The sequence below is a fragment of the Arthrobacter sp. 01N442 genome (genome assembly GCF_056399345.1).
The window spans coordinates 51130-64231 of the sequence record NZ_JBFTRD010000008.1; the positions used below are offsets into that span (position 1 = coordinate 51130).

The 13102-nt window shown below is 67.7% G+C and carries 13 protein-coding genes; 2 read left to right on the top strand and 11 right to left on the bottom strand.

Annotated elements, in window-relative coordinates; all coding sequences use genetic code 11:
- Positions 1-17: 17 nt before the first annotated feature.
- A complete protein-coding gene (locus AC1DNC_RS15645) occupies positions 18-2123 on the bottom strand; it encodes an ATP-dependent DNA helicase (protein WP_476863453.1) in 2106 nt (701 codons plus the stop codon).
- Positions 2116-3699, bottom strand: coding sequence for a GTPase HflX (gene hflX, locus AC1DNC_RS15650; RefSeq protein ID WP_476863454.1), 1584 nt, complete (start codon positions 3697-3699; stop codon positions 2116-2118). Before hflX ends, AC1DNC_RS15645 begins: the two co-directional genes overlap by 8 nt.
- Positions 3700-4298: 599 nt before the next feature.
- Between hflX and AC1DNC_RS15655 the strand changes: the two genes are divergently transcribed.
- Positions 4299-4913 (top strand): class I SAM-dependent methyltransferase, encoded by a 615-nt coding sequence (locus AC1DNC_RS15655; RefSeq protein ID WP_476863455.1) that lies wholly within the window; start codon positions 4299-4301, stop codon positions 4911-4913.
- Here AC1DNC_RS15655 and dapF read toward each other — a convergent pair.
- From dapF to AC1DNC_RS15685, 6 genes are all read right to left on the bottom strand, one after another.
- Positions 4894-5850, bottom strand: a complete 957-nt coding sequence (dapF, locus tag AC1DNC_RS15660; RefSeq protein WP_476863456.1) for a diaminopimelate epimerase — start codon at positions 5848-5850, stop codon at positions 4894-4896. The two genes, AC1DNC_RS15655 and dapF, sit on opposite strands and share 20 nt — an antisense overlap.
- A gap of 95 nt (positions 5851-5945) precedes the next feature.
- Positions 5946-6878, bottom strand: coding sequence for a tRNA (adenosine(37)-N6)-dimethylallyltransferase MiaA (gene miaA, locus AC1DNC_RS15665; RefSeq protein ID WP_476863457.1), 933 nt, complete (start codon positions 6876-6878; stop codon positions 5946-5948).
- A 4-nt stretch (positions 6879-6882) separates the two neighbouring features.
- Positions 6883-8436, bottom strand: coding sequence for a tRNA (N6-isopentenyl adenosine(37)-C2)-methylthiotransferase MiaB (miaB, locus tag AC1DNC_RS15670; protein ID WP_476863458.1), 1554 nt, complete (start codon positions 8434-8436; stop codon positions 6883-6885).
- Between the two features lie 60 nt (positions 8437-8496).
- Positions 8497-8982, bottom strand: a complete 486-nt coding sequence (locus AC1DNC_RS15675) for a regulatory protein RecX (RefSeq protein WP_476863487.1) — start codon at positions 8980-8982, stop codon at positions 8497-8499.
- 145 nt (positions 8983-9127) lie between these two features.
- Positions 9128-10177: a recombinase RecA gene (gene recA, locus AC1DNC_RS15680; RefSeq protein ID WP_476863459.1), complete on the bottom strand. Its 1050-nt coding sequence runs from the start codon at positions 10175-10177 to the stop codon at positions 9128-9130.
- 231 nt (positions 10178-10408) lie between these two features.
- Positions 10409-10627: a DUF3046 domain-containing protein gene (locus AC1DNC_RS15685; protein WP_476863460.1), complete on the bottom strand. Its 219-nt coding sequence runs from the start codon at positions 10625-10627 to the stop codon at positions 10409-10411.
- 41 nt (positions 10628-10668) lie between these two features.
- Here AC1DNC_RS15685 and AC1DNC_RS15690 point away from each other — a divergent pair, with 41 nt between their 5' ends.
- Positions 10669-11190, top strand: a complete 522-nt coding sequence (locus AC1DNC_RS15690) for a MarR family winged helix-turn-helix transcriptional regulator (RefSeq protein ID WP_476863461.1) — start codon at positions 10669-10671, stop codon at positions 11188-11190.
- A gap of 132 nt (positions 11191-11322) precedes the next feature.
- On the opposite strand, the gene AC1DNC_RS15695 is transcribed toward AC1DNC_RS15690, so the two are convergent.
- From AC1DNC_RS15695 to pgsA, 3 genes are all read right to left on the bottom strand, one after another.
- Positions 11323-11775 (bottom strand): helix-turn-helix domain-containing protein, encoded by a 453-nt coding sequence (locus tag AC1DNC_RS15695; protein ID WP_476863462.1) that lies wholly within the window; start codon positions 11773-11775, stop codon positions 11323-11325.
- Between the two features lie 138 nt (positions 11776-11913).
- Positions 11914-12444, bottom strand: a complete 531-nt coding sequence (locus tag AC1DNC_RS15700) for a CinA family protein (RefSeq protein WP_476863463.1) — start codon at positions 12442-12444, stop codon at positions 11914-11916.
- Entirely contained in the window at positions 12441-13079 is a 639-nt protein-coding gene (gene pgsA, locus AC1DNC_RS15705) for a CDP-diacylglycerol--glycerol-3-phosphate 3-phosphatidyltransferase (RefSeq protein WP_476863464.1), read from the bottom strand. Before pgsA ends, AC1DNC_RS15700 begins: the two co-directional genes overlap by 4 nt.
- Positions 13080-13102: the final 23 nt, after the last annotated feature.

Consider the following 13102-nt stretch of genomic DNA (forward strand, 5'->3'; position numbering starts at 1 on the left):
GGGCCGCATGCGGGCGCCTACTTGGCGGACTGCTTGGCGGGGCTTTCCTTGGCCAGTCGGTCGAGGGCGGCCAGGGCTACCGAGGGGTCGGTAGTGGGCCAGAAGGGCGGCAGCGCGGCCCGGAGGAAGGCGCCGTACCGTTCGGTGGACAGCCTGGAGTCCAGAACGGCCACAACGCCCTTGTCCGACGTCGAACGGATCAGCCTGCCCGCGCCCTGGGCGAGGCGGATCGCCGCGTGGGTCGCCGAGACGCTCATGAAGCCGTTGCCGCCGGACTGAGCCACGGCGCGGGAGCGGGCAGTCATCAGCGGATCGTCGGGCCGCGGGAACGGGATCCTGTCGATCACGACGAGGCGGCAGGAGTTCCCGGGCACGTCGACGCCTTGCCAGAGCGACATGGTGCCAAACAGGCAGGTGTCCGGCTCGTCCGCGAACTGCTTCACGAGCGCGGTCATGGTCGATTCGCCCTGGCAGAGAATGCTGAGCCCCAGCCGGGGACGCATCGCCTCGGCAGCCTCCTCGGCGGCCCGCCGGGAAGAGAAGAGGCAGAGCGCCCCGCCGCCGGAGGCGCGGATCAGCTTCTCGAGCTCATCGAGCGCTTCCGGGGAGGTCCCGCGTCCGGGCTTGGGCAGGTGCTTGGCAACGTAGAGGATGCCTTGTTTCGGATATTCGAAGGGGGAACCGACGTCGACGCCGGTCCAGCTCGGGGCCCCGGGGCCCACGAGGCCGAGTCCCCCGGCCGCGGGCTCGAAGGCCGAACCGATCGCCAGCGTTGCGGACGTCAGCACCACCGTGTGGTCGGCGAACAGGCCCTCGCGGAGCCGGCCGGCCACGCTGAGCGGGGCGATGTTGATCAGGGCAGGCGCCGAGTCATCAGGCTGCGAGTAGCCCTGTTGCGGGTCGAAGCTGCTGTTGCGGGAGAACCAGACCACTTCGCGGTTCTCTTTGGCGGCCAGGAGCCGTTCGCACAGTTCCAGGATCACCATCAGCCGCGACCGCGCGAGCTGGCGGCCGCCGTCGGCCGTGTTGGCGCTGTCACCCTTGGAATCGGAGAGCGCGGCGCGGCAGGCGTCGCGCAGTTGGTCCACACAGTCGAGCTGTTCGCTGTTCAGCCCGTTCGGCATCAGGCCGCTGGGGACGCCCTCAATGGCAAGTTCAAGGTTGGCGGCGGCATTGTTGAGCGCATCCACGGTGATCCCGGTGTGTTTGCGGGCACCGGAGGCGGCGGCGTGCACCATGGCCACCGAGAGCTGGCCGGAGACGGCACCGGTGACCCGGTCCTGCAGTTCGTGGGCCTCGTCCACCACCACGACGTCGTACTCGGGCAACACGGCAAGGCCCTCGAACGCGCTGACCGCAAGCATGGCGTGGTTGGTGACCACCACATCGGCGTCGGCAGCATTCTGGCGGGCGAGCTCACTGAAGCATTCGGCGGCGAGCGGGCACTTCTGCGCGCCGAGGCACTCCATCGAGGTGACGGAGACCTGCCGCCAAGCGCGGTCGGTAACGCCCGGCATCAGCTCGTCCCGGTCCCCGGTCTGGGTGTTTTCGGCCCATTCGCGGAGCCTGACGATTTCCTTGCCAAGCTGCGAAGACGGACCTCCCATCGCGGCGGCGAAGTGCGGCACCGAAGTGTCCTCACCGAGGGAGAACAACTGGCCTTCGGACGGTTCTTCGGAGGGGAAGCCGCCTTCGAGCTTATGCAGGCAGACATAGTTGGAGCGGCCCTTGACCAGTGCGACCTTCACCGGTCGTTCAAGGGCCGGAGTGATGGTTTTGAGCAGCCGCGGCAAGTCCCGGCCGACAATCTGGGTCTGGAGCGCCAGTGTGGCGGTGGAGACCAGAGTGGGCTTGTCGCTGACGAGCGAGTGGGCGATCAACGGAATCAGGTACGCCAAGGACTTGCCCGTGCCGGTGCCGGCCTGGACCAGCAAATGGTCGCCCGTTTCGATGGCGCGAGCCACTTGGCGGGCCATTTCGTGCTGGCCGTCCCGGCTCTGGCCGCCCATGCCGGCGACCGCCCGGTCGAGCAGTTCAACTACGAACTGCTCGCCGGACGGGCTGCTTCCAAGCGGCTTCCCCTTGGACGGCGCGGCTTCTTCGGCCACCGCTGGTTCAGTCATTGCTGACGAAGGAATCCAGCTCGGCCGCGAGTCCCTCGCGCACCATCACCACGGCACGGGTGCCGGTCTCCTCGTGGTCCAGGCTGATGATCTCCGCATCGGCCTCGTGCAGCTTGCTAAGCAGGTCCCCGCGGTTGTACGGGATCATCAGCTCCAGCTTCACGCTTGGCCGCGGGATGCCCTCGCTGATGGCCTTGAGCAGCTCCGGGATGCCTTCCCCGGTGCGCGCAGAGACCACCACGTGGCGCGGTTCGCGCTGCTTGAGCCGTTCGACCACGAACGGGTCGGCGGCGTCGGCCTTGTTCAGGACGATGATCTCCGGCACCTTGCGGGCGTCGACTTCGCTGAACACCGTGCGCACGGCCGCGATCTGGCCCTCCGGGTCGGAGTGCGAGACGTCGACCACGTGCAGGATCAGGTCCGAGTCGGCGACCTCCTCCAGGGTGGAGCGGAAGGCCTCCACGAGCTGGGTCGGCAGCGAGCGGACAAAGCCCACGGTGTCGGCGAGGGTGTAACCCAGGCCGTCCGAGGTTTCGGCCTTACGGACCGTCGGGTCCAGCGTGGCGAACAGGGCGTTCTCCACCAGGACGCCGGCGTCGGTCAGGCGGTTCAGGAGCGAGGACTTGCCGGCGTTGGTGTAGCCGGCGATCGCCACCGACGGCACGGCATTACGACGGCGGTTGGCCCGCTTGGTTTCCCGGGCCGGCTTCATCGCGGAAATTTCGCGCCGCAGCTTGGCCATCCGGGTACGGATCCGGCGCCGGTCCAGCTCGATCTTGGTTTCACCGGGGCCGCGCGAACCCATGCCGGCTCCGGCACCGCCCACCTGGCCACCGGCCTGACGGGACATCGACTCACCCCAGCCGCGCAGGCGCGGGAGCAGGTATTCGAGCTGCGCCAGTTCCACATGGGCCTTGCCCTCGCGGCTCTTGGCGTGCTGCGCGAAGATGTCCAGAATCAGGGCCGTCCGGTCGATGACCTTGACCTTGACGATGTCTTCGAGGCCGCGCCGCTGCGACGGGGCGAGCTCGGCGTCGACCACCACCGTGTCGGCGCCGGTGGACATCACGATGTCCTTGAGCTCCTGGGCCTTGCCAGAGCCCAGGAACGTTCCCGGGTCTGGCTTGGCCCGGCGCTGCACGAGTCCGTCGAGGACCTCTGACCCGGCAGTTTCGGCGAGGGCTGCCAACTCCCGCAGGGAGTTCTCGGCGTCGGCCAGGGTGCCTTCGGTCCAAAGCCCGGCAAGCACGACGCGTTCAAGGCGCAGCTGCCGGTATTCGACCTCGGTGACGTCTTCGAGTTCCGTCGACAAGCCGGCGGTCCTACGCAGCGCGTGGCGCTCCTCCAGATCCTGCTGGTCGCCGTCGTAGCTGCTGTGTTCCTCGTCCAGCCGCGAAATCGCCTGGGCCTTGCCGAACACCGCCTTCGACTCGCCGGGGTGTCCGGCGTCGGCGTTGCGTCCGGTCTTGGTCGCAGGGGCGTCTTTGGAGAGGATCCGGTCGATGACAGCTTGGATTTCCGCAGGACTCATGTCCTGGGCGGCTGAATCGGGTCCGGTGTTGGGCTGACTGGTCATGGTCTCCTTTGAAGGGTCTGCAACTTCAGGATAGTGCTGTTCGGTGTTTCGCGGCGCGGTATTCGCGCTGGGCTGACGACTTTGGGTCATCCGGGCCTCCTGGGATGCCTGGCGGCTGCGGTGCCGCTGGCGGGACGGGTCCCCTTGGCGAAGCGCTTTTAGGAGATGCGCTGAACAAGGGAGCGAAGCGATGGCTAAGGGACGGAAATGGCGCTGGATGGCGCCGTTTGGCGGGGAGTTACGGTCCGTTCAGCGCTTGCACCTGCTGGCGTTGAGCACTTAGCCAAGCCCGGGACTGTTGGGCCTCTGCGGATTGACTTCAAGCGGGTCGAGCGCCGGCAGGTGATGCACTGCATCACAGAGGGGGCGCACTGAGCGGAAGGTAACTACCTGCGTCGCTGCGGGGACGGGCATTCGAAGGCCCGCGCCGGCTACTTGAAGTTCAAGATCATGCATTTAAGGTTAGCAGACCTGTCAGCGCCCCCGGCGCGGCATCGCGGTGTGGCGGCGGTGTGGTCGCCCATCGGCGCCCTCGGCGTGGCTCGGCGCGCCACGGCCGGTTTCCCATACCGCCGGACCGCCAACTAATCTGGCCAGTTATGGAGTCTGCACACTATTTCAGCGCCCAGCCCGCCGGGCCGTTCACCCGCAAGCCACTGACCGTGGAGCTTGCCGGCGAGCAGCGGCAACTGCAGACTTCCTCCGGAATCTTCAGCCCGGACGGCATCGACAAGGGAACCGCCGTCCTGCTTGCGGACGTCCCGGCACCGTCACCGCAGGGGAACCTGCTGGACATCGGTTGCGGCTGGGGGCCGATCGCGCTGACCATGGCCCTGAAGGCGCCCCATGCCCGGGTCTACGCGGTGGACGTGAACGAGCGCTGCCTGGCGTTGACGAATGAGAATGCGGCCCTGTTGGGGCTGCAGAATGTCACCGCCAGCGCACCCGGGGACGTCGACCCGGAATTGCGTTTCGACACGATCTGGTCCAACCCGCCGATCAGGATTGGCAAGGACGAACTCCACGCCCTGCTGCTGCTCTGGCTGCCGCGGCTTGCCCCGGGCGGCTCGGCCTGGCTGGTGGTGCAAAAGAACCTTGGTTCGGATTCGCTTCAGCGCTGGCTCGCGGCGGAGCTGGACAGCAGCTTCACGGTCACGCGCGAGAGCACGTCAAAGTCCTTCCGCATCCTGCGCGTCAGGAAAGCGTCCCACTAGCGACAATCACGGCGGGGCCGCTGAGCTCCACGTGCTCGTGGCCGTCCGCGGCGAGGAAGAACTTCACGCCGACGACGCCGCCGGGAACCATGACGTTCCAGGTGTCCGGGGCGCCCTGGCCGGCCCAGTGCCGGATCGCTACTGCGGCGGCGCAGGCGCCGGTCCCGCAGGACAGGGTCTCCCCCACTCCCCGTTCGTGCACGCGCATGGTGATGGCCCCGACGCCGTCGTGAACGAGCGGCTCGGACGGCACGACGAACTCGACGTTGGTTCCGTGCGGCGGCACCGGATCGACCCGGGGTGCCCTGAACAGCTCGGTGGCGTCCAGCTCGGCGAGTTCCGCCAGCGCGACGACGGTGTGCGGGTTTCCCATGCTGACGGAGAGCGCGGGCCTGGCGACTTCCAGTCCGACGGCGCTGACCAGCGAATCCATGGCCCGCGCGGTGGCTTCGCCCGGGAAGATGAACTCCCAGGGGCCCATGTCCACGGCGTAGCCGGAGGCGGTGCGGACCACGGTCTTCACGCCGCCGCGGGTTCCGATGATGAGCGATTCGCCGGCAGGCAGGTCGACGAGCCCCTCGTTGATCAGGAAGTGAACGAAGACGCGGACGCCGTTGCCGCACATCTCCGAAAGCGAGCCGTCACCGTTGCGATAGTCCATGAACCATTCGGCGCCGGGGTGGTCGGCCAGCAGCTCCCGGCCTTCGGCGAGCAGCCGGGAGGGTACGGCGCGGATGAGTCCGTCGGCGCCTATCCCCCGATGGCGGTCGCACAGGGCCGCGACCTGCTCCGGGGTGACGGAGAGGGCGCCGTTGGGGTCCGCAATCAGGACGAAGTCGTTGCCGGTTCCGTGGCCCTTCGAGAACTTCAGGCCGCGGAGGGCAGCCGTGTCTGCGGCAGCGGGGTGGTCAGCGGCCGGGGCCAGGGTTTCGTCCATGCTCCAAGGTTACCGTTCCGGCCGGGGCGGGACAGAACCGTGACACTGGGCCGGCGGCGGGCGGAGCGGCGCCCAGCGTTGGGGCGGTGCCCCCTTTAGCGGGACAGGGCGGTAGCCTTCTCCAGCAGTTCGGGATCCTTCCAGTCAAGCCAGCTGATCCGCGGGTCGGCGCGGAACCAGGTGAGCTGGCGCCGGGCGAACTGCCGGGTCGCGACGATTGTCTCCTCCGCGGCCTGCTCCGGGTCCGATTCCCCGTCAACGACTTTGAGGAACTGGGCATAGCCCAAGGCACGCGAGGCGGTCTTGCCGCGGCGCAGCCCCTGGCCGTCGAGCCGCCTTACCTCCGCCAGCAATCCCTGCTGCACCATCGCGTGGACGCGGTCGGCGAGGCGTGCCCGCAGCTGTTCGCGGTCCACCTCGAGCCCGATCTGCACGGCCGACTGGAAGTACTCCCGGGTGGGCATGAAGGAGCTGAAGGGCCGCCCGGTCAATTCGTAGACCTCGAGGGCGCGGATGACACGGCGGGCATCCCCCAGCCGACCGGCGGAGACCGGGTCGACGAGTTCCAGCTTCGCCCGCAGCGGGGCGAGTCCTGTTGCTGCTTCTTCGGCTTCGAGGCGGCGCCGGATGGCGGGGTCGGTGCCGGGGAATTCGAGCACGTCCAGGGCGGCGCGGACGTACAGGCCCGAGCCGCCCGCGAGGATCGCCCGTTTGCCGCGGGCGTGGATGTCCGCAATCACGGCCCGCGCCCGCTGCTGGAAGTCCGAGACGCTGGCCTCCTCGGTCACATCCATGAGGTCCAGCAGATGGTGGGGCACTCCCCTGCGCTCGGCCATGGTGATCTTGGCCGTGCCGATATCCATGCCGCGGTAGAACTGCATGGCATCTGCGTTGACGACCTCGCCGTCGAGGGCCAGGGCCAGGGACACGGCAAGATCGGACTTTCCGGATCCGGTGGGCCCGACGACGGCGATGACCGGCGGCGTGGATCCCGGGCTTCCGGCGGCGCCGGGCACGGAGGCGGCCACGGCGTTAGCGGGTACGGATGGGGAGGCTCGGCATGCCAAGTGACACGCCGGACTTGGCTCCGGTCCTGGCACCGGCTGCGCCGGGGGCCGGAGCGCCGCAGGAATCAGCCTGGGACCGGTCCCAGGCGTCCCCGGCGCGTGAGCGGCGGAGGCTGTAATCGTCCACGGTTGCCGGGTCGGCGATGAGGTGGAACGCTGCCGCCTCCGTGACCGTCACCGTGACGAGATCGCCGGGGCGGGGTGTTTCGGCGCCGTTCGGGACGGAGAAGTGCACCAGCCGCTGGTCCTGGGCGCGCCCGGAGAGGCGGTGGGTTTCCCCGGCCTTACGGCCCTGCTGGGCGGTCACCATGACCTCCACGCGCCGGCCGAGCTGGCGGGCGTTCTCCTCGGCGGCGATCCGGTCCTGCAGGGCGGTGAGCCTTTCGAAGCGCTCCTGCACCACGGCCTTGGGCAGCTGCTCCGGGAGCTCCGCGGCGGGGGTGCCGGGCCGCTTGGAGTACTGGAAGGTGAAGGCGGTGGCGAAGCGGGACTTTTCGACGACGTCGAGCGTGGCCTGGAAGTCCTCCTCGGTCTCGCCGGGGAATCCGACGATGATGTCGGTGGAGATGGCGGCGTGCGGAATCTTCTCCCGGACCTTGTCCAGGATGCCGAGGAACTTAGTGGACCGGTAGGACCGCTTCATTTCCCGGAGCACCTTGTCCGAGCCGGACTGCAGCGGCATGTGCAGCTGCGGCATGACGTTCGGGGTCTCGGCCATGGCATCGATGACGTCGTCGGTGAAGGCTGCCGGGTGCGGGCTGGTGAACCGGACGCGCTCCAGGCCGGGGATCTCGCCGCAGGCGCGCAACAGCTTGGAGAAGGCCTGCCGGTCGCCGAACTCGACGCCGTAAGAGTTCACGTTCTGGCCCAGCAGGGTCACCTCGATGGCGCCGTCGTCAACGAGGGCCTGGATCTCGGCGAGGATGTCCCCGGGCCGGCGGTCCTTTTCCTTGCCGCGGAGTGCGGGAACGATGCAGAACGTGCAGGTGTTGTTGCAGCCGACCGAGATGGAGACCCAGCCCGAGTAGACGGAGTCGCGCTTGGTCGGCAGCGTCGAGGGGAATACATCGAGCGATTCCAGGATCTCCAGCTGCGCCTCGTCGTTGTGGCGTGCACGATCCAGCAGTGCGGGCAGGGCGCCGACGTTGTGGGTTCCGAACACCGCGTCGACCCAGGGCGCCTTCTTCAGGATGGTTTCCCGGTCCTTCTGCGCCAGGCAGCCGCCGACGGCGATCTGCATGCCCGGGTTGGCCTCCTTCACGGGGCGCAGGATGCCGAGGTTGCCGTAGAGCTTGTTGTCGGCGTTCTCCCGGACCGCGCAGGTGTTGAAGACGACGACGTCCGCCAGTTTGCCGTCGGAGCGGACGTAGCCGGCCGCTTCGAGCATTCCGGACATGCGCTCGGAGTCGTGCACGTTCATCTGGCAGCCAAACGTCCGCACCTGGTAGGTACGGGCCGGGGCAGTCTCAGCCGGGAAGGGGGCTCCGCCGGCGGCGGGGGAAGGGATGGTCAAACTCACCTGTTAAGGGTACCGGTTCGGCGTGGCGGCATTCGCGCGCGCCAGCTGCCGGGGGCCGCGTCAGGCCTCGGCGTCCCGCTCCTCGATGGCCGCGTCTACGGCCTCCCCCACGATCCGGAAAGCCTGCGACGGCTGGTAGCCCTTGCGCGCGAGCATGGACGCCAGCCGGCGGACCACCTTGTCCCGCTCCGCACGGTCTTCCAGCCCGCGCGCGTTGCGCAGCTTACGTTCCACGAGTTCCCGGGCCGCGGTTTCCTCGTCTTCGTCGCTGAGCTGCTCAAGGGCCACCGCCGCGGTCTCCTGGGCAATGCCCTTTTCGACCAATTCCCGGCGCAGCGCGCCCTTGGCCAGTTTCCGGGTCTGGGAACGGCTCCGCACCCACATCTCGGCGAACTCGGCGTCGTCGACCAGACGGACCTCTTCAAAGCGGTCGAGCACGGCCTCCGCCACGTCTTCCGGGATATTGCGCTCGGCAAGTTTGCGGGTGAGCTGCAACCGGCTTTTCGGCGAGTTGGTCAACTGCCGCAGCACGACCGCGCGGGCCACGGCCGCGGGATCGGCGTCGGCGTCCTGCTCCGGAGCGGGAGGCCCGGTCCGCTGCTGGCCGCCGAAGCCGTCAACGACGCCGGGGCCAGGATTCGTGGAAGAGAATCCTGACCCCTTGCGCCGTCCTTTAGCGGAGGCCCGGCTGTTAGAAGCCGTCAACGGCCTTCAGCTTCGGTGATTCCTCCGGGTCGGCTGCCTTGACGCCGACGCCGAGCTTCTCCTTGATCAGGCGCTCGAGTTCCGCGGCGAGTTCAGGGTTGTCGCGCAGGAAGCGGCGGGAGTTCTCCATGCCCTGGCCGAGCTGGTCTCCGTCATAGGTGAACCAGGAGCCGGACTTCTTGATCAGGCCGTGCTCGACGCCCATGTCGATGATGCCGCCCTCGCGGGAGATGCCCTGGCCGTAGATGATGTCGAACTCGGCGATCTTGAAGGGCGGAGCCATCTTGTTCTTGACGATCTTCGCCTTGGTCCGGTTGCCGACCGAGTCCGCACCCTCCTTCAGGGTCTGGATGCGGCGGACGTCGATGCGGATCGAGGCGTAGAACTTCAGCGCCTTACCACCCGTGGTGGTTTCCGGGGAGCCGAAGAACACGCCGATCTTCTCGCGCAGCTGGTTGATGAAGATGGCGGTGGTCTTGGTCTGGCTCAACCGGCCGGTGATCTTACGCAGCGCCTGGCTCATCAGGCGCGCCTGCAGGCCGACGTGGCTGTCGCCCATGTCGCCTTCAATTTCGGCGCGCGGCACCAGTGCGGCGACGGAGTCAATGACCACGATGTCCAGGGAGCCGGAGCCGACCAGCATGTCCATGATTTCGAGCGCCTGCTCGCCGGTGTCCGGCTGGGAAACCAAAAGCGCATCCGTGTCGACGCCGAGCTTGGCGGCGTATTCAGGATCGAGGGCGTGCTCGGCGTCGATGAAGGCCGCGATGCCACCCTGGCGCTGGGCGTTGGCCACGGCGTGCAAGGCGACAGTGGTCTTACCGGAGGATTCAGGACCGTAGATCTCCACGACGCGGCCGCGGGGCAGGCCGCCAATTCCGAGGGCCACGTCCAGTGCGATGGAGCCGGTGGGGATGACTTCGATGGGCGCGCGGACTTCGTCGCCCAGGCGCATGACCGAGCCCTTGCCGAACTGCTTGTCAATCTGGGCTAGCGCTGCGTCGAGCGCCTTCTGGCGATCCGGGGCTGCGGCCATGATTCACACCTCTAATACTTTCTCGCTGGAGAGTGGCCGTCGCGGCCGTTGTTATGTCATTCCTGACGCTAGTGGCAGGCACTGACAAAGTTGCCGCCGCCGTCGCGTATGTGGAAAACGCTCTGAAAAAAGCATAGCCCGACCCGAACAGATATTCGAACAATCCGGCGGCGTGTCAGGCCTCGCCACTTGGACCCGGTCGTTGCGTATCGCGGCCCGGGCAGGCATCCGTCAGCGCGGCTTGATGTCCCGGCCCAGCCGTCGCTCGGCAGGCACATCCTGGACATCACAGACCGCCAGCCAAACCTGCTTGGGCGGCACACCGGCGCTCAGGGCCTGGTCAGCGGTGCGTCCGCCGACACCCGCCAGCACCAGGGAGCCGCTGAGGACGCGGGAATATCCCGCCCCGAACTCGTCGTCCATTAGCCGCCAAAAGTCGCTGATCCTCACCGATAAAGTCTCTCACGTTCGCGGACCCTAGAATGGTTGCTATGAGCAACCCTAGCGACGCCGCCCCGGAGCCGGCGCCAGATTCCGGGACTAGCGAACCCGCTACGGAGGCGGCGCTGGCCGCCGTCGAACGCCAACTGAGCCTGCTGTGGCGGCGTGCCCGTTCCATGTCGCAGCAGCTCTCCCGCCAGGTGCATCCTGAGATGGAGCCTGCGGCCTACGGGCTCTTGTCGGTCCTTCGGACGAAGGGTCCCATCCGGTTGACCGAACTGGCCTCGTGCATCGGCGTCGGCAAGCCCTCGGTGAGCCGGCAGGTCGCCTTCCTTGAGGGCCTCGGCCTGGTATCAAAGGCAGCGGACCCGCTCGACGGCCGCGCCCAGGCCATCAGCCTGACGGCCAAGGGCGAGGAGAAGATGCACCTGGTCCAGGATGCGCGGCGCGAGGTCTTCCGCGAACGGCTGGCGGAATGGCCTGCCGGCGAACTAGAGGCCTTCGCCGGGTACATGGCGAAGCTCAACGCCAGCTACGAACGCGACGGCTTCCCGCGGGACGACGGCGCGTAGCCGCGTCCCGGTAAGCGTCGCCTCAAGACCCACGGGCAGCTCAGGCACGGACGGCACGGGCACCGAAGAACCCGGACACGGAAAAGGTCCCCGGCACACCGCCGGGGACCTTTCTTTTTGATCGTTTGGGGGCTAGCGGGCCCCGGAGAGCAGGCCGGTGGCCAGCTCGTCGTTCAGCTCGCTGTTGAGTTCCCGGTCCAGGTCGCGGCCGTAGCGCTGCGAGAACTCCTGCGGCACGGTGTCCGGAACTGCTACGCCCTCGGCCACGGCGACGCGGTCGCTGACTTCGCGGAGCATGCTGGACAGCGGGACGTCGAGGGCCGAGCAGATCGAGGAGAGCAGCTCCGAAGAGGCTTCCTTCTGGCCGCGTTCCACTTCACTCAAGTAGCCCAGGGATACACGGGCACTGTGCGAGACTTCGCGGAGGGTACGGCCTTGGCGCTGGCGGACATCGCGCAGGACATCACCGATTTCGTGACGAAGTACAACCATCTTGCGCTCCTTCTGTTCGCTCTTTGCCTGATCGGCGAGGCCCACATCCTTCCAGCGGACAACGCCGTTTACGGATACGGGCTGCTTTACCATCTGTATCGCCTTGCTCCCTCGTTTGTGAAGTTCGCGGTTGAGTGCGAACGTCGTGATGATTTCATCCTAGGCGCCACCCTTATTCCGGGGCGACACAATGTAACAACTATTCGGAATCAACTTTTGTTCCCGGCAACTTTACCTGCGGTAGCTTGCCGGCGACAGGGCTTCGAGCAGGCGTTCCAGGGCGGCTCCGCAGGCCAGCGCCCGGATTTCCTGGCGGCTCCCCTCGAAGTGGTAGGCGAACGACGTCGCGCCTTCCGCCGTGGCGAGGCCGATGAAAACCGTCCCCACAGCCTTGCCGTCGTGCGGTTCCGGTCCCGCCACACCGGTAGTGGCCACGGCGACGTCGGCCCGGCACGCGGTCCGCGCGCCGGAGGCCATCGCCGCGGCGACCTGGCCGTCCACCGAGCCGGCGGCGTCGAGGAGTTCGCGGGACACGCCCAGGATGTCGGCCTTGACGGAATTCGCGTAGGCGACCACGCCGCCGTTCAGCATGGCGGACGCGCCGGGGGTGTCGGCCAGCACCGCGGCCACCATGCCGGCCGTGAGCGACTCCGCCGTGGCCACCGTCAGCCCGAGCTCAATCGCCCGGCCCACCGCCTGCTCCGCAAGGCGGTGCAGGTTCGGGTGGGGTCCCGGGTGGGTGTCGGGCTGCTGGCTGCTCATGGCGTCCCCTCCTGGACCTGCTCATTCCGGGCCCGGATTCCGCTGGCGCGCAGCTTCAGGGCCTCAACGACATATTCGACGCCGGTCCAGACGGTGATGGCCAGGGCGGCCATCATGACCACGAAGGCCAGGATTCCCAACCAGGGCGCGATCGAGGCAAGTGGCATGACATAGAGGAAGATCGCGGCGGTCTGGATGACGGTTTTGAGTTTTCCGCCGCGGGACGCCGGGATGACGCCGTAGCGGATGACGAAGAAGCGCAGCGCCGTGACGCCCCATTCGCGGACGAGGATCAGGACCGTCACCCACCAGGGCAGTTCGCCGAGCAGGGAAAGCATCACCAGGGCCGAGCCGATCAGCAATTTGTCCGCGATCGGGTCGGCGATCTTGCCGAAGTCGGTGATCAGCCCGCGGCTGCGCGCGATGTCGCCGTCGAGCTTGTCCGTGTATATTGCCAGCGCGAAGACGACGACGGCGGCCCAACGCCACGGCCCGTTCTGCGCGTCCAGGCCGGGGGCGTCGGCAACGAGGAACCAGACGAAAAAGGGCACCAGCGCGATCCGCAGCATCGTGAGGATGTTGGGCAGGTTCCAGATCCGCGGGGCGGACCCGGCGTTGGTTTCGGCGCTAGTCACCTTCCTAGGCTACCGTCTCGCTG